The organism is Micromonospora sp. NPDC048871, from assembly GCF_043198155.1.
Taxonomy (GTDB): Bacteria; Actinomycetota; Actinomycetes; order Mycobacteriales; family Micromonosporaceae; genus Micromonospora.
On record NZ_JBICUM010000008.1, the window covers coordinates 99,430 to 122,549 of the forward strand.

General features: G+C 70.4%; 24 protein-coding genes. 11 read left to right on the forward strand and 13 right to left on the reverse strand.

What is annotated here, in order from left to right:
• Positions 1–60 precede the first annotated feature (60 nt).
• Both ACGFIK_RS19130 and ACGFIK_RS19135 read right to left on the reverse strand, forming a co-directional pair.
• Positions 61–693 (reverse strand): hypothetical protein, encoded by a 633-nt coding sequence (locus tag ACGFIK_RS19130; RefSeq protein WP_327025632.1) that lies wholly within the window; start codon positions 691–693, stop codon positions 61–63.
• Between the two features lie 25 nt (positions 694–718).
• Positions 719–3,478 (reverse strand): M14 family metallopeptidase, encoded by a 2,760-nt coding sequence (locus ACGFIK_RS19135; RefSeq protein WP_327025631.1) that lies wholly within the window; start codon positions 3,476–3,478, stop codon positions 719–721.
• Between the two features lie 320 nt (positions 3,479–3,798).
• Here ACGFIK_RS19135 and ACGFIK_RS19140 point away from each other — a divergent pair, with 320 nt between their 5' ends.
• From ACGFIK_RS19140 to ACGFIK_RS19150, 3 genes are all read left to right on the forward strand, one after another.
• Complete coding sequence (locus ACGFIK_RS19140) at positions 3,799–4,110, forward strand: hypothetical protein (protein ID WP_327025630.1); 312 nt, start codon at positions 3,799–3,801, stop codon at positions 4,108–4,110.
• 189 nt (positions 4,111–4,299) lie between these two features.
• On the forward strand, positions 4,300–4,779 hold the full coding sequence (locus tag ACGFIK_RS19145; RefSeq protein WP_327025629.1) for a hypothetical protein: 480 nt from the start codon (positions 4,300–4,302) through the stop codon (positions 4,777–4,779).
• A 74-nt stretch (positions 4,780–4,853) separates the two neighbouring features.
• A complete protein-coding gene (locus ACGFIK_RS19150; RefSeq protein ID WP_393340438.1) occupies positions 4,854–6,068 on the forward strand; it encodes an MFS transporter in 1,215 nt (404 codons plus the stop codon).
• A gap of 14 nt (positions 6,069–6,082) precedes the next feature.
• Here ACGFIK_RS19150 and ACGFIK_RS19155 read toward each other — a convergent pair whose 3' ends face one another.
• A complete protein-coding gene (locus ACGFIK_RS19155; RefSeq protein ID WP_327025628.1) occupies positions 6,083–6,883 on the reverse strand; it encodes an SAM-dependent methyltransferase in 801 nt (266 codons plus the stop codon).
• Between the two features lie 189 nt (positions 6,884–7,072).
• On the opposite strand from ACGFIK_RS19155, the gene ACGFIK_RS19160 reads away from it, so the two are divergent.
• Positions 7,073–7,690 carry a hypothetical protein gene (locus ACGFIK_RS19160; protein ID WP_327025627.1) on the forward strand — a complete coding sequence of 206 codons (618 nt, stop codon included), beginning with the start codon at positions 7,073–7,075 and terminating at the stop codon, positions 7,688–7,690.
• Between the two features lie 101 nt (positions 7,691–7,791).
• Here the strand turns inward: ACGFIK_RS19160 and ACGFIK_RS19165 are convergent, their stop codons facing one another.
• Complete coding sequence (locus ACGFIK_RS19165; protein ID WP_327025626.1) at positions 7,792–8,334, reverse strand: RICIN domain-containing protein; 543 nt, start codon at positions 8,332–8,334, stop codon at positions 7,792–7,794.
• A gap of 13 nt (positions 8,335–8,347) precedes the next feature.
• Between ACGFIK_RS19165 and ACGFIK_RS19170 the strand changes: the two genes are divergently transcribed.
• Complete coding sequence (locus ACGFIK_RS19170; RefSeq protein ID WP_327025625.1) at positions 8,348–8,590, forward strand: hypothetical protein; 243 nt, start codon at positions 8,348–8,350, stop codon at positions 8,588–8,590.
• Between the two features lie 380 nt (positions 8,591–8,970).
• Here ACGFIK_RS19170 and htpG read toward each other — a convergent pair whose 3' ends face one another.
• The 4 genes from htpG to ACGFIK_RS19190 all read right to left on the reverse strand — a co-directional run bounded on the left by htpG (position 8,971) and on the right by ACGFIK_RS19190 (position 13,641).
• The gene (gene htpG, locus ACGFIK_RS19175; RefSeq protein ID WP_327025624.1) at positions 8,971–10,887 is read right to left on the reverse strand and encodes a molecular chaperone HtpG; all 1,917 of its coding nucleotides are present in this window, start codon (positions 10,885–10,887) and stop codon (positions 8,971–8,973) included.
• Between the two features lie 146 nt (positions 10,888–11,033).
• Entirely contained in the window at positions 11,034–11,609 is a 576-nt protein-coding gene (locus tag ACGFIK_RS19180) for a GerMN domain-containing protein (protein ID WP_327025623.1), read from the reverse strand.
• A complete protein-coding gene (locus ACGFIK_RS19185; RefSeq protein ID WP_327025622.1) occupies positions 11,606–12,961 on the reverse strand; it encodes a HAMP domain-containing sensor histidine kinase in 1,356 nt (451 codons plus the stop codon). Before ACGFIK_RS19185 ends, ACGFIK_RS19180 begins: the two co-directional genes overlap by 4 nt.
• Positions 12,958–13,641, reverse strand: coding sequence for a response regulator transcription factor (locus ACGFIK_RS19190; protein WP_327025621.1), 684 nt, complete (start codon positions 13,639–13,641; stop codon positions 12,958–12,960). The genes ACGFIK_RS19185 and ACGFIK_RS19190 overlap by 4 nt, the downstream gene beginning before the upstream one ends.
• Before the next feature lie 153 nt (positions 13,642–13,794).
• Between ACGFIK_RS19190 and ACGFIK_RS19195 the strand changes: the two genes are divergently transcribed.
• The 6 genes from ACGFIK_RS19195 to ACGFIK_RS19220 all read left to right on the forward strand — a co-directional run bounded on the left by ACGFIK_RS19195 (position 13,795) and on the right by ACGFIK_RS19220 (position 17,280).
• Positions 13,795–14,220 (forward strand): STAS domain-containing protein, encoded by a 426-nt coding sequence (locus tag ACGFIK_RS19195; protein WP_327025620.1) that lies wholly within the window; start codon positions 13,795–13,797, stop codon positions 14,218–14,220.
• Between the two features lie 37 nt (positions 14,221–14,257).
• The gene (locus ACGFIK_RS19200; protein ID WP_327025619.1) at positions 14,258–14,527 is read left to right on the forward strand and encodes a GlsB/YeaQ/YmgE family stress response membrane protein; all 270 of its coding nucleotides are present in this window, start codon (positions 14,258–14,260) and stop codon (positions 14,525–14,527) included.
• A gap of 86 nt (positions 14,528–14,613) precedes the next feature.
• Entirely contained in the window at positions 14,614–15,267 is a 654-nt protein-coding gene (locus tag ACGFIK_RS19205; RefSeq protein WP_327025618.1) for an STAS domain-containing protein, read from the forward strand.
• 87 nt (positions 15,268–15,354) lie between these two features.
• On the forward strand, positions 15,355–16,140 hold the full coding sequence (locus ACGFIK_RS19210) for a hypothetical protein (RefSeq protein ID WP_327025617.1): 786 nt from the start codon (positions 15,355–15,357) through the stop codon (positions 16,138–16,140).
• Between the two features lie 116 nt (positions 16,141–16,256).
• Entirely contained in the window at positions 16,257–16,769 is a 513-nt protein-coding gene (locus ACGFIK_RS19215; protein WP_327027102.1) for a DUF6529 family protein, read from the forward strand.
• Positions 16,770–16,785: 16 nt separating this feature from the next.
• The gene (locus tag ACGFIK_RS19220) at positions 16,786–17,280 is read left to right on the forward strand and encodes a Rieske (2Fe-2S) protein (RefSeq protein ID WP_327025616.1); all 495 of its coding nucleotides are present in this window, start codon (positions 16,786–16,788) and stop codon (positions 17,278–17,280) included.
• A 110-nt stretch (positions 17,281–17,390) separates the two neighbouring features.
• On the opposite strand, the gene ACGFIK_RS19225 is transcribed toward ACGFIK_RS19220, so the two are convergent.
• The 5 genes from ACGFIK_RS19225 to urtB all read right to left on the reverse strand — a co-directional run bounded on the left by ACGFIK_RS19225 (position 17,391) and on the right by urtB (position 23,065).
• Complete coding sequence (locus ACGFIK_RS19225; RefSeq protein WP_327025615.1) at positions 17,391–19,367, reverse strand: cellulase family glycosylhydrolase; 1,977 nt, start codon at positions 19,365–19,367, stop codon at positions 17,391–17,393.
• 194 nt (positions 19,368–19,561) lie between these two features.
• Positions 19,562–20,254 (reverse strand): urea ABC transporter ATP-binding subunit UrtE, encoded by a 693-nt coding sequence (urtE, locus tag ACGFIK_RS19230; RefSeq protein WP_327025614.1) that lies wholly within the window; start codon positions 20,252–20,254, stop codon positions 19,562–19,564.
• Positions 20,254–21,021 carry an urea ABC transporter ATP-binding protein UrtD gene (urtD, locus tag ACGFIK_RS19235; protein WP_327025613.1) on the reverse strand — a complete coding sequence of 256 codons (768 nt, stop codon included), beginning with the start codon at positions 21,019–21,021 and terminating at the stop codon, positions 20,254–20,256. The genes urtE and urtD overlap by 1 nt, the downstream gene beginning before the upstream one ends.
• Positions 21,018–22,181 (reverse strand): urea ABC transporter permease subunit UrtC, encoded by a 1,164-nt coding sequence (urtC, locus tag ACGFIK_RS19240; RefSeq protein ID WP_327025612.1) that lies wholly within the window; start codon positions 22,179–22,181, stop codon positions 21,018–21,020. The genes urtD and urtC overlap by 4 nt, the downstream gene beginning before the upstream one ends.
• Positions 22,178–23,065, reverse strand: coding sequence for an urea ABC transporter permease subunit UrtB (gene urtB / locus ACGFIK_RS19245; RefSeq protein WP_327025611.1), 888 nt, complete (start codon positions 23,063–23,065; stop codon positions 22,178–22,180). Before urtB ends, urtC begins: the two co-directional genes overlap by 4 nt.
• Between the last annotated feature and the right edge of the window lie 55 nt (positions 23,066–23,120).

Below are 23,120 nucleotides of genomic sequence, written 5' to 3' on the forward strand. Positions count from 1 at the left end.
CGGGTGTCGCCGTACCGGGGTGAGGGCCGCCCGGGGCGGGCGGCCCTCACCGTCGGTTTCCTACTCGAACAGGGACAGGGTCAGAGTCGAGGTGTACGCACCCGCGGCGACATCCGCCGGAGTACGCAGGAACAGATCCGCGTCGACGGTGTACTCGCCAGGGGTCACCGCACCCGAGTCGAAGGTCGAGACCAGCAGTTCCTGGTCGACCAGACCCACGTTGTTACCCGGCTGAGTCGGCTCGTCCAGGACGGTGACGACCTCTTCACCCTCGCTGACCAGGCCGGTGTCCCCACCGTCGATCAGCTTCGGCTTCCAACCCAGGTGCCCGGCACCGATCGGGGCCTGGTCGGCGTCCCCGACGAAATCGGTGGCGCTGCCCAGCACCGCCCACGCGGCACCCTCGGGCACCTCGTCCGGCGTGCGGGTGTCCGTGACCGTCACCGTCGGCAGGTTGCCGGTGAACTGGCGGACCAGCAGCGTCGACCCGTCCTCGGTCAGGGTCACCGAGTCGGCGGCGACCGTCATGGCGAGCACACCCGGCTCCCGGATCTCCTCGATCTCGACGGTCACCTCCACCCCGGCCTCGTCACCCGGCTCGGCGAAGGCGGGCGAACCCACCGCCACCACCCCGGCCAGCAGGGCACCGGACGCACCGGCGGCCAGCAGCCGCTTACGGCTCCATGTGTTCATCAATTTCTCCGTCGTCGCTTGTCAGTTACTGGGCGGGCCGCGGGTCGGCGCAGTTGACGGCCGCGTACTCCTTGGTGACCGTGGTGGTCACCGTCTCGCCGCCGAGGGCACCGGTGGCGTGCGCCGAGGCGGAGCCCTCCGAGACCGTGCCGGACCGGGTGTTGAACTGCTGGAAGGTGCTCGCGCCCGGCGCGACGTTGACGGCGGCCTTGGTGCCGTAGCTGCTCTCCAGGGAGATGCTGACGGCCGCGTCGTTCTGGTTGTGCGCCTGCACCGCGACGTACGCCTTGCCGGCCACACACCGCACCTGGGTGGTCACCGTGACCCGCAGTGCCTCCGGGTCCCAGGCCTTCGTCGTGTTGTGGTTGGTGCCGGTGCCGTCGGGCACGTAGCCGTTCTCGACATTGCCCTTCGAGTCCACCGAGAACCAGTTCACCGTGGTGCCGTTCGGCAGGGTCAGGGTCTCCCCGCCCTCACGCACGCCGGCCGAGCCGTAGAGGGTCGACTCCAGGGTGGGCCGGCTGCCGTCGACGGTGTAGAAGACCGCCGCCGGCTCGCTGGTGTCGAAGGTGACGTCGACCATGCCCGCCGTGGCGCTCGGCTCGACGGTGATCGTGCTGGTCGGGGCCGCCGTGTCGGTGTCGTAGTCGCGGGCCACCCGCAGCATCTCGACCAGACCGTTGGAGAACTCCATGGTCTCTTCCTTGGCCGATTCCCACGGCGGCTGGAAGGACGTGCCGACCTCGAAGTTCCAGGCGTAGATGCCGTACTTGTACCAGAGCATGTCACCGGAGTTGCCGGCCGCCGAGTAGAGCACGTCGGCGATCGGACCGGTCCGGGCCGGGGTGACGGCCAGGTTGCGGTGCCGCTTGATGGCGGTCAGGATCCGCGACGAGGCACCCCAGAACAGCGACTCCTCGGCCAGGGTCGGCCGCGGCGCCGAGATCCGGCCCGGGGTCGCGTACGAGCCGGGCGACCACATGAAGTAGTTGCCGGAGGAGTGCAGGTTCATCGAGAACTTGATGTTCGGCCGGGAGGCCAGCCAGTCGACGTTCCTGTTCTCCGGCTCGGACAGCTCACTGGGCCCGGCGTACGAGCCGCTGGTGCAGGAGTGCGAGGCGCCCGAGTAGCCGTCGAAGAGGCTGTACTCGGTGTAGTTGCGGTTGTTGTCCACGCCCCAGGAGTTACGGCCGAGGAAGTCCCCGTTCGTCTCCGGCGTGCAGTGGTTGGTCATGTTCTTGCGCTGCGAGTTGAAGTCGTAGAACGAGAAGTGCCCGCCGTCCGGGTTGACCGACGGAGCGATCCAGATGTCCAGGTTGTCGATCAGCTCGCGGGTGTTGGCGTCCTGCTCGTAGTTGCGCAGCAGCCGCTCGGCGGTCTCGATGGTCACCAGCGGCGGCACCCACTCCCGGGCGTGCTCCTGGGCGTAGGCCAGGACGCCGAGCTTGGAGCCGTCGCGGTGCTTGCCGATCCGGATGGCGTAGACGGAGTGCGGCTCACGGGAGACCGACTCCGGGGCGGAGAGGCCGTCCGACAGCTTGGTCGGCGCGGCCGGCGCGACCACCCCGGCGCCCTCGTTACCCCGATAGGTGTACGCCTTGAGCAGGGTGCCCGCCTCCGCGTTGAGCGCGGCGGCGACCTGCGCGGCGGTGCTGGTGACCGCGCCGGAGGCGTCGGTGGCCAGGCTGACCCGCACGTCGTTGCCGGTGACGGTCACCGTCAGCGCCGAGTCGGCGGCACCGGGGTTGACCAGTTCGACCGAGATGTCGTTGCCGCCCTCGTGGCCCCAGGCCAGCGAGTCGACGCCGACCCGGTTGGCGTTGCCGCTGCCGAGCACGGCCTGTGCCTTGCGCCGGTAGCCGTTGGTCTTGTGCGGCAGCTCGACGATCTCGGAGATGCTCGGGTACTGGGCGGCCAGAGTGTGGATCCGGTCGTACAGCTCCGTGGGGGTCAGGTAGCTGTTGACGAAGTCCTTCTGGTAGCCCGGGCCCTCGGGGGCGTCACCGGAGATCGGCAGCCACTCCTTGACCTTGGCCACCGCCACGTCACCGGTCGGGCTGGTGATCTGCACGTACTCCGGCCGGCTGGTCACGATCGACGCACCCCGGTGGTACATGTAGACCCCGGCGTCCATGAAGCGGTTGATGTTCTGCGTACCGCCGGAGCCCATCTCGGTGCCCGGCCCGCTGTCCCGGGAGACGGTGAGGGCGGTGTTGGCGTCCTGGCCGCCCGCCCACTTCGCCTCCACCGACAGCACCTCGTCGGTGCCGTTGGTGTAGTAATCCGCCCGGATGATCTTGACGTCGGAGGCGGCGGCCCGGGCCGCCATCCCCGCGCCACCCTGCATGAACTCCTGGTTGTCGGCCAGGTGGGCGGCGATGGTCGCCTCGCGCTCGGCGATCCGCGCTGCGGAGTCGGCCGGGGTGTGCAGCACCTGGCCGAAGGTGAATCCGGCGGCGGTCAGAGTGGCGACCTCGTTACCGGTCACCACTGCGTGGACGACGATGCCGTCCTCGCTCTGGTGGACGTGGTGGTCGAGGTCGACGCCGGTGGCCACCAGCGCATCCAACTCGTCCTTGTCGGCCAGCAGCACCTCGACCACGTTGGCCTGTTCGTCGGCCAACCGGCCGAGGTCCTCAGGCACCTCGCTGACTCCGGTGGTGGCGTTCTGGGACACGACGGCGGCCGCCGGGTTGACCAGCAGCAGCACCGCGGCGCCGGCCGCCAGCGCGGCCGCCATGGGTACCCGGCGTCGCCACCGGGTACTGGTACGGAATTCGGACATGAGGCTTGTCGCCCCTTCTCGGTGTGCGGTGGGGGTTAGGCAACTGCCTTCGGCCGCACACGACTCCCCAGGTCGCCTCGGCGAAGGCGTCCGATGTGTACACCGCCCGCATCACCGACTACGCAGCGTCACACACCGGACCAGTAGGAGTGATCAGGTCGCGGACAGCTTTCACCTGCTGAAGGTCATCTGTCAATCGTCCCGAAGTATGGACAGGTGATCACCCCCACCTCGGCCAACCGTCCAAGGCGAGGTGTTTGACCTGCGTGCAGACTGGAGAGGCAAGAGCAAGGAAGCTTGAGTGCAAGGGGGGATCACCCGTGTCCGACAATGCCGGCAATCGGCCCAGTCACACCCATGAACGTCCGGAGCAGGTTACCGATCCGCTGCTGTGGCGGCTCGCTCTGGATGTCGCCGATGCGCACGCTCCGGCGGAGGACGGCGGCTGCGAGCACCTGCTGTGCGCCGGACAGGAGTGGCCCTGCCGGCCCTGGGAGCAGGCCCAGCGGGCCCTCAAACTCGCCCAGGGCGGCTCGACGCAGACCCCCGAGCGGCAGACCACCTACCCCGCGCCGTACACCCTGCCTTCGTGGCCGGGCGAGCAGTCACGCGGCGACTCCGCCGCCGCCTGAGCCACGCCTCAGTCGCAGTCGCGCCGCTCACGAGGGGCGGGCTGCGAGACAGCGCCTGCCCTCTCGCGGTGTCACGGACAGCTCCTGCCTGTCCCGGCGTGGGAGCCGGTCGGCCGCACAATCTGGCCCGCGCGGTGATCGACCGGTCGCGGCGGCGTGGTCCGGGGCCTGTCAATGTAGCGTTGACGGGTGCCTGATCCGTTGCACCGGCTGGCCGACCTCCCGGCAGCCCGTCAATGCCTGGACGAGCAGGAGTTGGACCTCATCGACCAGGCCCGGCAGGGCGGAGCGACCTGGCGCCAGGTGGCCGAGGCCCTCGGCCTGAGCAGCCGCCAGGCCGCCGAACAGCGGCGTCAGCGGCTTGCCGCCGGCCGTCGGGCCCGCCGCGCAGTGGCCGACCGGCGCTGGCCGAGCGAGGTCGCCGGGCTGCGCTCCACGCTCACCGGACTGCATCGTTGGATCGAGGCGGACCGCCGGTGGGACGGCAGGTTTCCGGGCGCCAACCTGACCCGGCACACCGTCCTGCTCGCCCTGTACGCCGAACCGGGCGCCCTCCACGATCTGGCCCGGCATGTCGCCGCCGACCTCACAGCCGCCGGCCACGGACTGCCCGGAGCGGTCCGCATCATCACCGCCGAACTGCACACCGGCCTGTCAATGCTTCGTTGACGACCCCTTGCCAGTCTTGCCTCCGCCGGGCTCAGGATCGAGGCTGTGAGTCAGATCGACTCAATCCTGGAGGCGTGGTGCGGCGCAACGCGGCCCTGCTCGTGGCCATCTCCGTATTGTCCGGCTTCGGCGGCAGCGCGATGGCCCTGGTCGCCGGCATCTGGATTCTCGACCTCACCGGGTCCAGCGGGCTCGCCGCGCTCGCCGGGATCTGCGTGTACGCCCCCACCCTCGCCGGACCGTGGCTGGGCGCCCTGGTAGACCGGATGCCCCGCCGAGGGCTGCTGATCGCGACGAACCTGACCCTGGCCGCCGTGCTGCCCACCCTGTTGGCGGTGCACGGACCCGCTCAGCTGTGGCTGTTGTTCACCGTCTGCGGGGCGTACGGCGTCGGCTATGTCGTCATCGACGCCGGAGAGAGCGCCATCCTGCCCGCCGCCCTCTCCCCCGCCGCGCTCGGGCACGTCAACGGTTGGCGGTCCAGCGCCCAGGAGGGGGTCAAGCTCGTCGCCCCGCTGGCCGGGGCCGGTCTGTACGCCTGGCGGGGTGGACACCTCGTCGCCCTGCTGGCCGCCGTCCTGCCGCTGCTGGTGGCCGTCGGGTACGCGGCGTTGCGCCTGACCCGGACCCCGCCGGTCACCGGAAGCCGAGGTGGCGCCGCCCGCGCCGGTCTGGCCGTCCTGTTCGGCTCGGCGTCGATCCGCCGGCCGGTGACCCTGGCCGCTACCGCGATCGGGATGCAGGCCCTCACCACGGCCGCCGGATACGAGATCGCCACCGTCGAGCTGGGCCTGCCGTCGACCTTTCTCGGGGTGCTGCTCAGCGCCCAGGGTGCCGGCTCGATCGTCGGCGGGCTGGTGGTCGGCCGGCTGATCACCCGGTTCGACCCGACCACCGTGGCCGTGGTCGGTGCGACCCTGTTCGCGACGAGTTGCCTGGGTCGCTGCGTACCGTGGTGGCCGGCGGTGCTGGCCGCCTCGGTGGTGGCCGGTGTCGGCCTGCCCTGGGCGCTCGTCGCAGCCGTCACCGCGGTCCAGACCCACAGCCCGGGCGAACTACTGGGTCGCGCCGCCGCGACCGCCAACACGATCATGTTCGGGCCGATCGCGCTGGCCACTCCGCTCGGTGCCGCCGCCGTACTGCTGGGTGCCCGGATGCCGCTGGTCCTGGCCGCCGTCGTCTGCCTGGCCGCTGCCGCTCTGGCCTCCGGCCGCCTGTCCCGGCCGGGCCGGACCCGACCCGGTCGGGACGGCACGCGGTCACCGTGGCCGACACCGACCGGAGCCTGAGCCGCAGGGCCGCCTCAGCCGGTCTTGCGGGCGACCAACGCGTACTCGGAGACCGGGGTGGTGTCGTTGCCGTCCGGCCGCCACTGGGAGCAGGTGACCAGGCCCGGTTCGAGGATCTCCAGGCCCTCGACGAAGCCGGCGATCTCCGCCGGGGTACGCACGGCCATCTCGGCGCCACCCCCGGCCCGCCAGGACTCCATCGCCCGGTCCACCGCCTCGGGGTTGACCTCCCGAGTGGGATGGGAGATGACCAGATACCCCCCGACGGGCAGGGCCTCGATCAGCCGCCGGGCGATCCGGTTGGCCTCGGCATCGTCGACCACGAAGTTCAGGATGCCCAGCAGCATGACCGCCACCGGCCGGGTGAAGTCCAGGGTGCGCCGGGCCTCGGCGAGGATGTGGTCGGGCTTGCGCACATCCGCGTCGATGTAGTCCGTGGCGCCCCGCGGATCGCTGGTGAGCAGGGCACGGGCGTGCACCAGGACCATGGGGTCGTTGTCGACGTAGACGACCCGCGTTTCCGGAGCGACCGACTGGGCCACCTCGTGGGTGTTGTTCGCGGTGGGCAGCCCGGTGCCGATGTCGAGGAACTGTCGGACCCCGGCCTCCCCGACCAGGTGTCGCACCGCCCGGCCGAGGAACTCACGGTTGAACCGGGCCGACTGCACCAGCTCCGGCATGTAGGCCAGTACCTGTTGGGCGGCCTCCCGGTCGGCGGCGAAGTTGTCCTTGCCGCCGAGCAGGTAGTTCCACAGTCGAGCGGAGTGGGGTATGTCGCTCTGGATGGCTGCGCTGAGCGGGGATGCGTCGGTCACCTGGGCTCTCCGATGTGCGGTGGCACGGCTTCGTCCATGTGGGACGGTAGCACCTGTAGATCGACTGTGGAGCAGCCGATGATCCACTGACAATCGACAGAACGGTGGGTTTCCAGCCGGGCACCCGCCGTCAGAATTCCTGTTCCCACCACGAGTGGACGGCAGACCGGAACGAGACGGAGTGGTCACATGGGCATCTTCAGACGGCGCCGGCAGTTGCCGCAGCAGTCACCGCCAGAACTGCCGTATCCGCCACCACCTACCCTGGCACCGGGCGACCTGGCGGCCGCGCGGCAGGTGGTCAGCGCCTTCCTCGCCGGCCTCGGCGACGACGACCGGATGTGCACGGCCGGTACGGCGGTGGTCCAGGCCGGCGGGGGCGTCGCCGATCTCGATGAACTGATGCGCAACGTCCGCCTGATCCACCAGACCGGCGACCTCGGCATCGACCGGCCCTGGCGTTGGCTGGCCGTGGTCACCGCCGAGGCTCGACAACTCGGTGACCTCGCCCTCGTCGCCGACATCGCATCCTTCGTCCACCTCTGGGACACCCGCCTGCGCAGCCGGATCACCTCCGGCGAACTGACGATGGCGCTGCAAAACCCACCCCAGGATGCCGTGCGGGAGATCTATGCGGTCGCGGTGACCGCCCTCGCCGAGGTCGACCCCGACCACGTCGTCGCGGACGGCACGGGCGGCATCAGGGTGGCCGCGCTGCGGACCGGCATCGCCCACCGCATCCTCGACGCCGACCCGCCGTACCCCGCGGAGGTCTCGGCCGAGGCCCGACGGATCGTGCCCACCTGAACGGCCCAGCTTGCGCGGCCTGGACCCTGCGTTGCCGGCCGGCAGCACAGCGCGGAGGGGTCCGGACCGCGGTCCGGACCCCTCCGATCGGGGCAATGGCGTCAGGCGGGGATCGCGGTGACGTACCAGAGCTGGCCGGTGACGTTCTGGCACTTGTCCATGAACGCCGCGCCCTTCAGGACGGACTCCGGCGCGAGCCGGTTGCCTTCCAGGCATTCACCTTCCTTCTCCCGGAACTTCGTCTGAAGCCGGAAGAGGTTGTCGCCGGCCTTGACGAACTTCCACTGCTGGCCGGTGACCTCTTGACAGGTGTCGAGGAAGGCGGCCCCGCCGAGGACCTTCCCGGCGCGCTGGTTACCTTCCAGACACTTGTCCTCGCCGAGGAACTTCGTCCGCAGCGTGTAGTAGCCGTCCGGGCGCTTGGTGAAACTCCACGCCTGCCCGTCCACGTCCTGGCAGGTGTCCTGGAACGCGGCACCGGCGAGGGTCGAGTTGCCGTCGATCCGGTTGCCTTCCAGGCACTCGTCCTCGCCGCGGAACACCGTCTTGAGCTTGTAGTACCCCGAGGCGGCGGCTGGGACCTGCGCCGCCGGCTGCGCCTTGACGTCGACCGTCTTCACGGCAGCGGGGTCCGAACCGTCCACCGGCTCCTCGTTGATGGAGGTGTCGATCGCCGCCGCCGCGGACGGGGCAGCGCTGGGGGATGCCGCGGTGGGGGGTGCCGAACTCGTCGATGCGGTCGGCGTGGACGCCGGGGAGCTGGACGTCTCTGCCTGCCCACATCCCGCTGCGGCCACCGCCAACACCGCCATTACCGCCACAAAACGCCTCATATTGCCCAACTTTCGCTACTGCATGGCATGGATTTCGATTCCGCCAGCCCAGCTGCGATTGCCCTGACTTCGTCCGACTGGTCACCCGAGCGGCTGGCGTCGTAACCGTACGTGTGTGCCAATGGCGCCGACAACGGGCAAGCGGATGGCAAAGTCGCGCCCGTCGGAGCATCCCGGTTCGTTTGTTGGTCCTCTGTGGACGCGGACTGGTGACGATCTTTTCACCGGTCGGCTAGAAATCGACGGGTGAAGCAGATGAAAGATCTATAACGGACAGCTGACTTACACGTAGTTCACAGTGGGTGTGGTGCCACAGGCAGGACCGAGTCGAGGGCGGCGGTCCATCGCCGCTGGCAGGGCCATCCGATTCGGGGCCGGGTGGGTGTGCCGCCACACCGTGGCCACCCGACCCCGAATCGGACACTCAGTCCGCAGACGATCCAGCGGCTACAGGGTGCGGGCCAGGCGGTCTGCGAGGATCCGGGCGAACCTCGACGGGTCCGTCAGGTCACCGCCCTCGGCCAGCAACGCCGTGCCGTACAGCAGCTCGGCGGTCTCCGCCAGGGAGTCGTTGGCACCATCCTGCTCGTACGCCTTGCGCAGCCCGGTCACCAGCGGGTGACCCGGGTTGATCTCCAGGATCCGCTTGACCTTCGGCAGTTCCTGACCCATCGCCCGGTACATCTTCTCCAGGGTCGGAGTCAGGTCGTGGGCGTCACCGACCACACAGGCCGGGGAGGTGGTCAACCGCGACGACAGGCGTACCTCCCGGACCGAGTCGGCCAGCACCCCGCCCATCCAGGTGAGCAGGTCGGCGTACTCGGTGCGCTGGCGCTCCCGCTCCGCCTCGGCCTCGGTACGCTCCTCCTCGGTGTCCAGGTCCACCTCGCCCTTGGCGATCGAGCGCAGCGTCTTGCCGTCGTAGCTGCCGACCCGCTCCACCCAGACCTCGTCGACCGGGTCGGTGAGCAGCAGCACCTCGTAGCCCTTGGCCCGGAAGGCCTCCATGTGCGGGGAGTTCTCGATGGTGGCCCGGTTCTCACCGGTGGCGTAGTAGATGTCGCTCTGACCCTCCTTCATCCGGCTGACGTAGCCGGCCAGGTCGGTCAGCTCCGCCGGGTCGTGGGTGGAGGCCACCGACAGGATCTCCAGCAGAGTGTCCCGGTTGTCGGTGTCGTCGATCAGGCCTTCCTTGACGGCGGCACCGAACTCGGTCCAGAAGGTGCGGTACCGCTCGGGCTGCTCGGTCTTGAGGTCCTTGACGGTGGCCAACACCTTCTTGACCAGCCGACGGCGTACGGCCCGGATCTGCCGGTCCTGCTGAAGGATCTCCCGGGAGATGTTCAGCGACAGGTCGTGGGCGTCCACCACGCCCTTGACGAAGCGCAGGTAGTTGGGCATCAGGGCGTCGCAGTCGTCCATGATGAAGACGCGCTTGACGTACAACTGCACACCCCGGCGACCCTGCGGGGAGAACAGGTCGATCGGCGCGTGCGACGGGATGAACAGCAGCGCCTCGTACTCGAAGGTGCCCTCACCGCGCATGTGGATGGTTTCCAGCGGGTCGGCCCAGTCGTGGCCGATGTGCTTGTAGAACTCGTGGTACTCCGCCGGCTCCACCTCGCCCTTGGGGCGGGCCCACAGCGCCTTCATCGAGTTCAGGGTTACCGTCTCGGTGGTGGCCTCGGCCCCGTCGGTGCCCGGCCGCTCGACGGTCATCCGGATCGGGTGGGCGATGAAGTCGGAGTACCGCTTGACGATCTCGCGGATCGTCCACTCGGCGGTGTAGTCGTGCAGGTTGTCCTCGGCATCGGCCGGCTTGAGGTGCAGGGTCACCGCGGTGCCCTGGGGCGCGGTGTCCAGGGCGGCGATGGTGTAGGTGCCCTCCCCGGTGGACTCCCACCGGGTGCCACCGCTCTCGCCGGCCCGGCGGGTGGTCAACTCCACCTTGTCAGCGACCATGAACGCCGCGTAGAAGCCGACCCCGAACTGCCCGATCAGCTCCTGGGAGGCCCCCGCCTCCTGGGCCTCGCGCAGTTGGCGCAGCAGCTCGGCGGTGCCGGACTTGGCGATCGTCCCGATCACGGAGACGACCTCCTCGCGGGTCATCCCGATGCCGTTGTCCCGCACGGTGAGGGTGCGGGCCTCCCGGTCGACCTCGATGGTGATGTGCAGGTCATCGGTGTCGACGGCGAGGTCCTTGTCACGCAACGCCGCCAGGCGCAGCTTGTCCAGCGCGTCGGAGGCGTTCGAGATCAGTTCGCGGAGGAACACGTCCTTGTTCGAATAGATCGAGTGGACCATCAGCTGAAGCAGCTGACGGGCCTCGGCCTGGAACTCCAACGTCTCGGCCTGATCGTTCACACCTTGTCCCTTTCTCTGCTCGTCAGCCACGACGACGACTCGCGGAAAGGATACGAGTCGTCGCTGTCCGCGTGCGGCACCGGCCCACCCCGCCGACACGACGCCGGCCCGCCCCCGGACAGCCGGGGAAATCCGTCATGGCACCCTCACCGCGGGGTGATCAGGGCCGCGTAGTCGGCGGCGGTCAGGGGATCAGGTGACAGTGAGTGGTCTCCCCGGGGGACGCTCAGCGGGGCACCTTCACGCAGGAAGACCACCGTGTTGACATCGGCGCGGGCGGTCAGCGTGCAGACGATCTGCCCGTAGGCCAGCATCTCGTGGGTGCTCCCGGTCTCGGCGACCGTGGCGGTGACCGTGACCCGGGCCTGCCGGTCGAGGAGTTCCACCTCGGCGTTGCTCAACGCCCCGGTCAGCGCGTTGGTCAGGCCGTCGTCGCGCTCCGCCTGGGTGGGCCCGGCCAGCAGGTCCCGCAACTGCACCTCGACCGCGGGCACCTCGTCGATGCGGCGGGTCACCGGCACCAACTTGTCGTCGCGGGAGAAGTAGAGCACCTCGGTCACCGCGCCGGTCTCCGCCGTGGTCGGGGCGGCGGTGGCGGTGGACGGCAGCGGGCCGGGGGGCGGGGTCACCGCACGAGGCCGATCCTCACCGGGCACCCCGCACGCGGCGACCAGGGCCAGCAGCAGGGCCGCCACGGCGAATCCGGCCCGGTTGCCGGTCATGACACACTCCCGGGCAGGGTGACCCGGAACCGGGCGCCACCCTCCGGGCGGTCCCCGACCGAGGCTCCGCCCCCGTGGGCGGCGGCGTGCTGGGCGACCAGCGCCAGCCCCAGGCCGGTGCCGTCACCGTCGCCCCGGTAGTTGGCCGCCCGGCCCCGGACGAAGCGGTCGAAGATGGCCTCCCGGTCCTCCACCGGCACCCCCGGCCCCTCGTCGTCGACCTCGACGATGCCGGTGTCGCCCGTCCGCGACAACTGCACCCCCACGGCACCGGCGCCGTGGCGTTCGGCGTTGTCGAGCAGGTTGGTCAGCACCTGCGCCACCCGACGCTGGTCGACCCGCCAGGTCGCCGGGGTGTCCGCAGCCACCTGCACGATCGTCTCCGGCAGTCCCCGGTCCCGGCACGCCTGCCGGGCGACTTCAGCCACGTCCACGGGCTGCCGGTGCACCGACTGGTCGCTGCGGGCCAGATCCAGCAGATCGTTGACCAGTTGCTGGAAGCGGTCGATCTCGTCGGCCACCAGCCGGGCCGCAGTGGCGGTCCGCTCGTCCTGGTTGTCCCGGCGCCGGGACAGCACGCTTGCCGCCGCTGCCAGGGTCTGCAACGGGGAGCGCAGCTCGTGGCTGACATCAGCAGCGAAGCGCCGGTCCCGGTCGATGCGCTGGGCCAGTTCGTCGACCATCCGGTTGAAGGAGGTCGACAGCCGGTTCAGGTCCGGGTCGGTGTCCGGTGTCAGCCGGGTGGTGAAGTCACCGGCGGCGATCCGCTCGGCGGCGTTGGCGACCGCAGTGAGGGGACGCAGGCCGTGTCGGGTGGCGTACCAGCCCAGGGCCGCCCCGGAGCCGGCCACCATGATCGCCACGGCGGTCAGCGCCAACGCCAGGACCTGGAAGGTCTGCTCCAGCTCCCGCAGGGAGGCGATCTCGTAGAACGATGCCGACTCCGACAACGGCACCCCGACCAGCAGGACCGGCTGGTCGTCGACGCGGATGCGCTGCACGGCCGGCTCCCCCGCGCTGACCAGTTCCCGCAGTCGCCCGGGGATCGCGGCGGTCAGGCCGTTGTCGGCGGCCCGGCCGTACCAGTCGCCGTTGAGATGCAGCACCGCCCGCCGGCTGGTGCCGGTGTCCAGGGTCCGCAGGGCCTCTCCGGCATCCGGGTTGTCGGTGTCGAGTCCGGCCCGGACCACGGCCGCGTCGTAGTAGGCCGCCCGCAGCACGGCGCGTTCCCGCTCGTCGAGCAGGGTACGGCGGGTCAGCTCGTAGGAGACCAGGGCCATCGAGGCCGACAGCAGCAGGGCACCGACGGCGAAGGCCGTGGTGACCCGGGCGCGCAGTCCTAGACGTCTCATCGTTGCAGCTTGTAGCCGAGCCCGCGCAGGGTGACCAGGTGTTTGGGGTTGGCCGGGTCGGCTTCGATCTTCTGGCGCAGTCGGCCGACGTGCACGTCGACCAGCCGCTCGTCCCCGCTGTCGTACCCCCAGACCCGGCTGAGCAGCTGCTGCCGGGACAGCACCCGCCCGGCGTGCTCGGCCAGCTCGCAGAGCAGCCGGAACTCGGTACGGGTGACCGCCACCGGCTCACCCGCCCGGCGGACCTCCCCGGCCTCGGGGCTGACCTCCAGCTCGCCGAAGACCAGCACCGGCACCGGCTCCTCCACCGGGCTCACCGTGCGGGCCCGCCGCCGCAGGGCCCGCAGCCGGGCCGTCAACTCCTTGATCGCCACCGGTTTGACCACGTAGTCGTCGGCGCCGGCCTCGAGGGCGGCGACGATGTCGTGGGTGTCGTCCCGGGCGCTGACCACCACGATCGGCACGTCGTCGTCGCGCCGCATCTGACGGATGCACTCGAAGCCGTCGATTCCGGGCAGCATCAGGTCGACCAGGACGTAGTCGGCCGGGGTCCGGCGCTGCACCCGCAGCCCCTCCTCGGCGGTGGCCGCACCCTGCGCCTGGTAGCCCTCGTCCTCCAGAGCGAGCAGCAGAGCCAGCCGGATGCGGTCGTCGTCCTCGATCACCAGTACCGCTGTCATACCGGGAATCATCCCCAAGCCCTCGCCGACCGACCAACCACCACCCCCGCCAGGGTGTTTTGTCACGCAACTGTCATACGTCCGCGCAATGCCCGCCAACCCCGCTGGGCAGGGTGAGACCAACCTGGGGAGCGCCGGAGAGGGGGCAGCGACGTGACCACGCCACGACGCCCCGAGTGCACCGTGCCGCTGGTGGAGGTGGCCATCACGGAGTTCGACCTGGCCTGCCTGCCGGAGACCGGCGCGGTGTTCGACCGACTGCTGGCCCTGCAACCCCAGCAGGTGATCGTGGACTTCTCCGGCTGTCGACACATCGACGCGGCCGGCATCGGGTTGCTGCTCGACGTACACCGCCGACTGGTCCGCACCGGTGGGGTGCTGTCGATACGCGATCCCAACCCCCGCATCACCCGCATCCTCCAGACCGCCCGGCTGCACCAGATCCTGTCGGTGCACACCGACGGCGGGCCGGCCTCTGCCGTGACCGCCGCCCCTGGGGCCGGGTCCGGCGACCCGGCCGTGGATGCCACCGGTCATCCGAGGGTGTACGGCCGGGCGGCCGTCACCGCGCGGAACTGAGCCGGCGGACCCCGCCACTGCCAGGACTAGGAGCAGCATGACCGTCCCCGGGATCGTCGCAGCCGTCGCCGTCGGCCTCGCCGCCGGTGTGCTCGGCCGGTTCATCGTTCCCGGCCGGTCCAACGTCCCGGTCTGGCTCACCATGACCATCGGTGCCGCTGCCGCGTTGCTCGGCGCCATCAGCGCCTGGCTCCTCGGGTTCCGTGGGCTCACCCTGCTGGGCCTGATCGGCCAGGCCGGTCTGGCCACGGCCGGCGTGGTGATCGTGCTTGCCACCGCAAGCAAGGAACACTCAGACTCCCGCTGAGCCCCGCACCGGATCCGCCCCACCGCCGAAGGCACCGAGATCCCTGTCCCGTCCCCTCGCACCGCCAGTACCGGAGAGGAAACAGGATGACCGTCGTACCGGACGACAACCTGATGACCCTGATCTGCGACATGTGCGGCGACACCACCACCGGTATGGCCGCCGTGCTGCCCGATGCCGAGGTCGTCTGGACCCTGGTCTCCGATCACGGTTGGAGTGGCTCCCCGTTCGCCACCGGTCCGCACCGCTGCCCCCGGTGCAGCACCCTGCCACCGGGTGGCGGGCCCGAGTCCGGTGCCGGCAACGGCCAGGAGGTGGCCGTGCTCACCGGGGCGGCTGCCCTGAGCGCCGAGGCCGCCGAGGAACTGCGGGCCGCGCTGCGTGCGGCCGTCGGCCTGGCCGGGACAGTCGTGGTGGACCTGGCCCGGGTGCAGGTCATCGACTCGGTCGGGCTGGGTCTGCTGGTCCGCGCCCACCGGGAGGTACGCGAGCGGGGCCAGCGCCTCTGCCTGGCCGCCCCGTCCCGCTTCATCCGTACGGTGCTGCACACGATGAAGCTCGACGGGGTCTTCCCGATCTTCGCCAGCCTGGACGAGGCCCTGACCCAGCTCCGTGCCCAGGATCCCGCCGTGGGCGAGGTGGTACGGGTCGACGTGACCCCGGCCGAGGCCGTGCGGGCCCGCTCCGCCGGGCCCCGCAAAGCCCCCGCCCGCCGACCGGTCACCCGGATCACCGTCTGAGCACTCCGGCATCGGTGGGAACCTTTCCCGGCCGGTGTTGAACCGATCCACTTCCGTTGCCGTACCTGATGGCGAAGGGAGTGGCCCATGAAGCGCCTGACCCCGTTGCTCACCCTCCTGTCGGGGGCGGTGACGGCTGCCGTGCTGTTCACGATGAGTGCGCAGGCATCACCGCCGCGCACCCAACCGAGCGCCGACAGCGCCCCGTCGGCTGTCGCCGTACCGCCGCAGGACGAGGTGGACGTCGACGACGAGGCCCCGGTGGAGGAGGAACAACCCGACCCGGACAGCAGCCGACCGGCCAACATCCAGCCGCCGGACGGGCCGGAGGAGTCGCCGGAGGACACCGAGGCCCCCTCGGTCGAGCAGAACTGGATCGGCCAGCTGGAGAACGGCGCCACGATCGCCATCACCGTCAAGGGCGGCAAGGCCGAGGCGTACGTGTGCGACGGCCGCAGCATGGAGCTGTGGCTGTCGGGCACGGTCCGCGACGGCAAGATCGAGTTGACCGGCAAGGACGCCAAGCTGACCGGCATCATCCGCGGTGACAGCGCCAGCGGCGAGATGATCGTCGGGGTTCGGCGCTGGAAGTTCACCGCCCGGCCGGACGACAAGAAGGCCGACGAGGAGGCCGACGAGCCGGTCGTCAAGTCCGGCGAGGGCACCGCCCCGGCGATCTACCGGGTGACCGAGGAGGGCCGCAAGGCCGGCATCGACGGCGGCTGGATCATGTTGCCGGACGGTACCCAGATCGGCATCGTCACCTGGAACGGCAAGCCGATCCCTGCCCCACCGCTGGACCCGGCCTTCTTCAGCACGGTGGTCAACGACGTGACCATCGTCGCCGAGCCGGTAATCCCCGGAGGGCGGTGATGTCGCAGCACCGTCAGGGAAATGTGCGTACGGTGCCCCGCCGCCCGCCGGCACCCGACATCGAGGTGATCCGCGAATTCGGCCCGCCGCCGAGCGAGTCCCGACGACGTCCCTCCATGGTGGTGCCGATCGTGGTCGGAGCGGGGGTGGCGGTGGCCCTGGGGGTCTACGGCCGCACCCACACCCCGACCGGCATCGCGGTCAACGTGGCCGGCTTCTCCTCACCCCTGACGGTGAAGGTGTGGCTGGGCACCGGGGCGGCCTTCTTCGCGGTGATCCAACTACTGTCGGCGTTGTCCATGTGGGGCCGGCTCGGCGGGTTCTCCCCCTCCTGGGCCGGCGCCGCGCACCGCTGGTCGGGGCGGATCGCCTTCCTGCTGACCGTACCGGTCGCGGTGCACTGCCTGTACGCCCTCGGCTTCGACGGCTACGACACCCGTACCCTGATGCACTCCCTGCTGGGTTGCTTCTTCTTCGGTGCGTTCGCCACCAAGATGCTCACCCTGCCCAAACGCGGCCTGGCCGGTTGGGTGCTGCCGGTGGTCGGCGGGGTGGTCTTCGTCGCCCTGATCGGCATCTTCCTGACCTCGTCGGTGTGGTACTTCACCACCTTCGGCATCCAGTTCTGATCTTCGAAAGGCAGAGATGAACCACGATCAGGCCGGCTGCTGCCGGTCGCGACGGGCGTTGCTGGCCGGCACCGGCGCGGCGGGAGTGGCCGCACTGACCGGCTGCGCGACGTACGGCCAGCCGGCGGCGGCCCCGCCACCGGTCGCCGCTCCCGGGGGCAGTACCGCTCCCGGGGGCAGCGCCGACCCTTCCGGATCCGGTGCCCCGGACGACAGCCCGGCTCCCCCGGCGTTGGCCACCCTCGCCGACATCCCGGTCGGCGGAGGTGCGATCTTCGCCTCGGCCGGGGTGGTGGTCACCCAGCCCACCGAGGGCGACATCAAGGCCTTCTCGGCCACCTGCACCCACCAGGGCTGCACGGTCACCTCGGTCGACGGCGGCGTCATCACCTGCGCCTGTCACAACAGCGTGTTCGACATCGCCGACGGTTCCGTACGCAGTGGACCGGCCCGGGCTCCACTGCCGGCCGCTAACGTCACCGTCGACGGTGACGCCATCCGGCTGGCCTAGACGCGGCCCACCCAGGCCCGGGCCGCGCGGGGCCGTCCGGGAGGACCGCTTTTCCGGACGGCCTCTGCCCCACCCGGGGGCGGGTGGGGCAGAGGTCCCGGCTCACCGGGTCAGGACGCCGCGCAGGTGAGCGCGCTCGGCACGCCCGATCCGCTGCCGGTCAGCCCGAAGGTGGTGCTGGCCGAGGCGGCCAGTTGGCCGTTGTAGGGCTCGTTGCGCACCGTCACCGAGGTGCCGGAGGTGGTCAACCGCCCGTTCCACAGCGACGAGATGGTGGTGCCGGCCGGGGCGGTCCAGCTGACCGTCCAGCCGTTGATCGCCGTGGTGCCGGGGTTGCGTACGGTCACCTCCGCCTGGTAGCCACCCTGCCAGGAGTTGACCACCCGGTAGGTCGCGGCGCAGCCCTGGTCACCACCACCGCCGTTGTCGGCCGGTGTGGTCAGGGTCAGCGGGGGCGAGGCCGCCGAGACGTTACCGGCCGCGTCCCGGGCCCGTACCGTGAAGGTGTAGCTGGTCGAGGCGGTCAGGTTGGTGGCGCGGTAGCTGGTGCCGGAGACCGTGACCACGCCGGCCCCACCGGAGCCGCTGGTGGTCCGCAGCACCTCGTAGGCGGTGACGCCCACGTTGTCGGTGGAGGCGGCCCAGCTCAGCGTGGCGGCGGTGGCGGTCACCTCGGTGGCCGTGGGCTGGCCCGGCGCGGTCGGCGCGGTGGTGTCCACCGGGTCGGGGCCGTCCGCGTACCGCTCGGCCAGGCTGATGCCGGTGGTGGAGTTGGCGCCACCCAGGCGCACCTGGTGGTCCAGGCCGACGAACTTGCCGTTGTGCTGCCACAGCGCGGGCTTGAGCATCTGGTTGTACTTCGTCTCGTCCCAGCTGTTCCAGTCGTCGAGCAGCAGACCCCCGGTGTCACCGGAGTTGGGGTTGAGGCACCAGAAGGTGTGGTGGATGCCGTTGTCGACCATCAGGTCGCGCAGCGCGGCCATCCAGCGGTCCTGCCGGGCGTCCTGACCCAGCCGTCCACCCCACTCGCCGACCAGCAGCGGGGCGATGTTCTGCTCGTGGATGTAGAACCAGTTCGGCCGCCACACGTCGTTGGTCAGCGACTCCCGGTCGAAGTCACCGGCGAACCAGGGCTGCTCGAACACCAGCGGTCCGTAGTCGTGCGGGGAGTAGACCAGCTGGTCCTGGTGGGCGCCCAGGTCGACCGGGTGCTCGGCGACCCCGCGCAGGTTGCCGCCCCACCAGTTGTAGAAGTAGTTGGGGCTGCGGTCCGGGTTGGTGTTCGGCGAGTTCCAGGTGGCCCCGGGACGGGGGTAGACCTCGATGCCCTCGCAGAGGATCAGCAGGTTCGGGTTGATGGCCAGGATCCGCTTGCCGGCGGTCTCGCAGGCGTACTTGAAGTTGTCCTGGTCGGTGCTGGAGTCCCATTTGGCCCGCTGCGGGTCGTTGGGGGTGCCGTGCGGCTCGTTCTTGATGTCCATCGCGACGATGGTGTCGTTGGTGCGGTAGCGGGCGGTGACCCATTCCCAGCCCTGGTAGAACAGCTCCGAGGTGATGGTGCCCTTCCACCACACCGGGTAGGTGTGCCCGGAGTTGTCGGCCTCGGCGCTGTGTACGTCGAGCATGACCTTCAGGCCGTACTTCTCGCACAGTTGCAGCCAGTAGTCGAAGACCTGGAGGTTGTTCATGCCCTCCAGCTCCGGGTTGACGTAGGTGTTGACGTTCGGCCGGATCGCCTGGCCGGCCTTCCACTCCAGCAGCAACTGGGTGGAGATGGGCACCCGGACGATGTTGATGCCGCGCTGGGCCATCTGGCGGGTGATGTTCTCGATGTTGGCCGACCACAGGCCGTGGAAGACCCGTTCGGTGGCGTTGAAACCGAACCAGTTGGCCCCGGTCAGCCAGACCTGGTTGCCGTCCTCATCGACGATCTTGTTGCCGTCGGTGCGCAGCCAGTCGTTGGCGGGGGCGGCGGCGCTCGCGGTGCCGGCCGTGGGGGCCGCCGAGGCGGCGGGGGTGGCGGCGGCCAGGCCCAGCAGCACCACGGCCGTGGTGGCCAGGGCCTGGAGTTTTCTCCGTGCGGACATGCGACTTCCTCTGTGGTGGGTGACGAGGAACGTCGACACAACGGCCCTGCCCGACAGACCGTGGGAGCGCTTCCACGGGTCACCTTATGCGGTAGTGGTCGACAGCGGAAGTGGATGTCCGCCGTTTCGACGCGATGGCGGTGACAGCCCCGGCCGAACACCGCCACTACGGCGAAACGGAGTCGATCAGCCTTCTACACGGCCAGCGCCGCCCGGACATCGTGCTCGGCCTCGCCGCCGCCCTCCCCCGCGGAGGTGACCCGGCCGGACTCCAGGACGTGGTAGCGGTCGGCCACCTTCAGCGCGAACCCGAGATGCTGCTCGACCAGCAGCACACTGAAGCCGGTCTGCGCGATCAACGCCACGATCCGGTCCTGGATCTCGGCCACCACGGAGGGCTGGATGCCCTCGGTGGGCTCGTCGAGCATCAGCAACCGGGGGCGGGTGATCAAGGCACGGGCGATGGCCAGTTGCTGGCGTTGCCCGCCGGAGAGCAGCCCGGCCCGGCGACGTAGCAGCGGTTGCAGTGCCGGAAACAGGTCCAGCACCTCGGCGGTGGCCGCCGCACCGTCGCGGCGGCCGTCGGCGACCAGGCGCAGGTTCTCCGCCGCCGTCAGGTGGGGGAAACACTGCTGGCCCTGCGGCACGTACGCCAGGCCCCGGGCGACCCGCTGATGGGGGGCGAGCCGGGTGATGTCCTCGCCGTCGAACTCGACCCGTCCGGCACTGGGGCGCAGCAGTCCGGCGGCGACCCGCAGCAGGGTGGACTTGCCGGCACCGTTGTGGCCCAGCACGGTGGCCACCCCGTCGTCCGGCACGCTGACATCGACGCCGTGCAGCACCCGGCTGCGGCCGTAGCCGGCGTGCACCCCACGCAGACTGAACATCATGCCTCCACAGGGGTCGGGCCGCCCTCGACCGGGTGGCCTAGATAGACCTCCTGCACCCGGGGGTCGGCCTGCACCTGGGCGACCGTGCCCTCACTGAGCACCCGCCCGGCGTGCAGCACGGTGACCGTCCGGGCGAACCGGCGCAGGAAGTCCATGTCGTGTTCGATCACCACCACCGTCCGATCCCGGCTGACCTGCTCCAGCAGCTCACCGGTGGCGTCGCGTTCCTCGTGGCTCATCCCGGCCACCGGCTCGTCGAGCAGCAGCAGCCGGGCATCCTGCACCAGCAGCATGCCGATCTCCAGCCACTGCTTCTGGCCGTGGGCCAGGGTGCCGGCGAGCTGATCGGCCAGGCCGGCCAGGCCGATCACCTCCAGGGCCTCGGCCACCTCGTCGGGGACGCCGTGCCGGCGGCGCAGCAGGGTGCCCCAGCCACGCCGGGCCCCCGCCGCGATGTCCAGGTTCTGCAGGACGGTCAGTTCCTCGAACACCGTCGAGGTCTGGAAGGTACGCCCCACCCCTAGGCGACTGATCCGGTGCACCGGGCGGCCGAGCAGTTCCCGCTCGCCGAAGCGTACCGAGCCGGTGGCCTTGACCAGCCCGGTCACCGCGTCCACCAGGGTGGTCTTGCCGGCGCCGTTGGGGCCGATCAGGAACCGGAGGTCCCCCGGCGCCACCTCCAGGCTCACCCCGTCGACCGCGGTGAAGCCGTCGAAGCTCACCCGGAGGTCTCGCACGTAGAGCCCGTGCAGTTGCTCCGTCATGACGACACCTGCCCTTCCGGGCAGCGGGTCCGGCGCAGCCAGCCGAACCGCCGCTTGCCCTCGTCCCGCCGGAGCAGGCCGATCAGCGAGGCCAGGCCGCCGGGCAGGAACGCCACCACCACCACGAACAGCAACCCCTGGAGGTACGTCCAGCCGCCCGGAAACCGCTCCGACAGGGCGGTACGCGCCCAGGCCACCGCCACCGCGCCGAGCACCGGGCCGAGCAGGGTGGCCCGCCCACCGACGGCCACCCCGATGACGAACTCGATCGACGGGACGATCCCGATCATTGCTGGGGAGATGATGCCGACCGCGGGCACGAACAGGGCCCCGGCCAGCCCGGCCATGCCGGCGGCGACCACATACGCGACGAGCTTCACTCCTGCCGGGTCGTACCCGAGGAAACGGACCCGTTCCTCGCCGTCGCGTACGGCCACCAGCAGTTCGCCGTAGCGGCACTGCATCAGGTGCCGGGCCAGGGCCAGCAGCGCCAGCAGGGTGCCGGCGATGATGAAGTACACCATCCGCTGGTTGACCGGGTCGTCCAGGTCGTAGCCGAAGAAGCCCTGGATGTCGGTGAGGCCGTTGGTGCCGCCGGTGGTGCCCTGCTGGCCGATCAGCAGGATCACCATGGCGGCGGCCAGGGCCTGACTGAGGATGGCGAAGTAGGCGCCCCGGACCCTACGCCGGAACACCAGGGACCCGAGTACGAAGGCCACCCCCATCGGCAGCAGCACCGTGGCGGGCAGGGCGAACCAGGGGCTGGCGAAGGGGCGCCACCACAGCGGCAACTCGTCGAGTTGCCCGTACAGCAGCATGAAGTCGGGCATGTTGCCCGGTCCCGCGTCGGCGAGCTTGAGATGCATGGCCATCGCGTAGCCACCCAGGCCGAAGAAGACCCCCTGGCCGAGGGCCAGCATTCCGCCACGCCCCCAGGCCAGGCCGATGCCGACCGCGACCATGGCCACGCAGAGATACTTGGCCAGCAGGGAGAGCCGGAAGTCCGACAGCACCAGCGGCGCCACGGCGAACAGCACCGCGGCACCGAAGGCGAACCCGGCGGCGGCCCGGAAGCGGTGCCGGGAGGGACCGGCCGCCGGCTTTGCCGGTGGCGGTGTGGAATCGACGACGGTACGGGAATCACGGGCGACGGTGGTCATGCCAGGCTCCGGGTTCGCAGGGTGAACATGCCCTGGGGCCGCCACTGGAGGAAGGCGACGATGGCGATGAAGACCATCACCTTGGCGACACTGAGGGTGGTCAGGTACTCGCCGGTGGCCTGGAGCACGCCCAGGGCGAAGGCGACGATCACGGTGCCCTTGAGCTGACCGATCCCGCCGACCACGACCACCAGGAAGGCGTCGATGATCAGGTTGGTGCCCATGGTGGGACCGATCGGGCCCAGCAGGGTCAGCGCTACCCCGGCTACCCCGGCCAGGCCGGAGCCGATGAAGAAGGTCATCCGGTCCACCCGGGCGGTGGGGATGCCGGAGACCGCGGCCAGGTCGCGGTTCTGCACCACGGCCCGGATCCGGCGGCCCAGCGGGGTCACCCGCAGCCCGACGGTCAGGGCGGCCACCGCGGCGGCGGCCAGGGCCAGGATGAACAGCCGGTTGTTGGCCACCGTGATCCCGCCGGGCAGAGCGATGTTGCCGGTGAGCAGTTGCGGGGCGCGGGTCTGCACGTTGGGGCTGCCGAAGATGTCCCGGGCCAGCTGTTGCAGGATCAGTGAGACACCCCAGGTGACCAGCAGGGTGTCCAGCGGGCGGGCGTAGAGGCGGCGGATCAGCAGGTACTCCAGCAGCACCCCCATCGCCCCGGCCACCACGAAGGCCACCGGCAGGGCGATCAGCAGGGACCAGCCGGCCGCCGTGATGACCTGTTGCAGGACATAGGTGGTGTACGCGCCGGCCATGATGAACTCGCCGTGCGCCATGTTGATCACCCCCATCTGGCCGAAGGTGAGGGCCAGGCCGAGGGCGATGAGCAGCAGCACCGCTCCGATGCTGACGCCGGTGAAGAGTTGGCCGATGAGAACTGTCACGGTGGGTACTCCGTACTGCTGAGGGGAGCCCACCCGGGCCGGGCCTGCCGCGGCC

What these genes read in the sequence shown, in the direction of transcription:
- ACGFIK_RS19130 (WP_327025632.1), bottom strand. Translation starts at nt 693, where the DNA reads ATGAACACATGGAGCCGTAAGCGGCTGCTGGCCGCCGGTGCGTCCGGT.
- ACGFIK_RS19135 (WP_327025631.1), bottom strand. Translation starts at nt 3,478, where the DNA reads ATGTCCGAATTCCGTACCAGTACCCGGTGGCGACGCCGGGTACCCATG.
- ACGFIK_RS19160 (WP_327025627.1), top strand. Translation starts at nt 7,073, where the DNA reads ATGGGCATCTTCAGACGGCGCCGGCAGTTGCCGCAGCAGTCACCGCCA.
- ACGFIK_RS19170 (WP_327025625.1), top strand. Translation starts at nt 8,348, where the DNA reads ATGGAGGTGTCGATCGCCGCCGCCGCGGACGGGGCAGCGCTGGGGGAT.
- ACGFIK_RS19180 (WP_327025623.1), bottom strand. Translation starts at nt 11,609, where the DNA reads ATGACCGGCAACCGGGCCGGATTCGCCGTGGCGGCCCTGCTGCTGGCC.
- ACGFIK_RS19185 (WP_327025622.1), bottom strand. Translation starts at nt 12,961, where the DNA reads ATGAGACGTCTAGGACTGCGCGCCCGGGTCACCACGGCCTTCGCCGTC.
- ACGFIK_RS19190 (WP_327025621.1), bottom strand. Translation starts at nt 13,641, where the DNA reads ATGACAGCGGTACTGGTGATCGAGGACGACGACCGCATCCGGCTGGCT.
- ACGFIK_RS19200 (WP_327025619.1), top strand. Translation starts at nt 14,258, where the DNA reads ATGACCGTCCCCGGGATCGTCGCAGCCGTCGCCGTCGGCCTCGCCGCC.
- ACGFIK_RS19205 (WP_327025618.1), top strand. Translation starts at nt 14,614, where the DNA reads ATGACCGTCGTACCGGACGACAACCTGATGACCCTGATCTGCGACATG.
- ACGFIK_RS19210 (WP_327025617.1), top strand. Translation starts at nt 15,355, where the DNA reads ATGAAGCGCCTGACCCCGTTGCTCACCCTCCTGTCGGGGGCGGTGACG.
- ACGFIK_RS19215 (WP_327027102.1), top strand. Translation starts at nt 16,257, where the DNA reads ATGGTGGTGCCGATCGTGGTCGGAGCGGGGGTGGCGGTGGCCCTGGGG.
- ACGFIK_RS19220 (WP_327025616.1), top strand. Translation starts at nt 16,786, where the DNA reads ATGAACCACGATCAGGCCGGCTGCTGCCGGTCGCGACGGGCGTTGCTG.
- ACGFIK_RS19225 (WP_327025615.1), bottom strand. Translation starts at nt 19,367, where the DNA reads ATGTCCGCACGGAGAAAACTCCAGGCCCTGGCCACCACGGCCGTGGTG.
- urtE (WP_327025614.1), bottom strand. Translation starts at nt 20,254, where the DNA reads ATGTTCAGTCTGCGTGGGGTGCACGCCGGCTACGGCCGCAGCCGGGTG.
- urtD (WP_327025613.1), bottom strand. Translation starts at nt 21,021, where the DNA reads ATGACGGAGCAACTGCACGGGCTCTACGTGCGAGACCTCCGGGTGAGC.
- urtC (WP_327025612.1), bottom strand. Translation starts at nt 22,181, where the DNA reads ATGACCACCGTCGCCCGTGATTCCCGTACCGTCGTCGATTCCACACCG.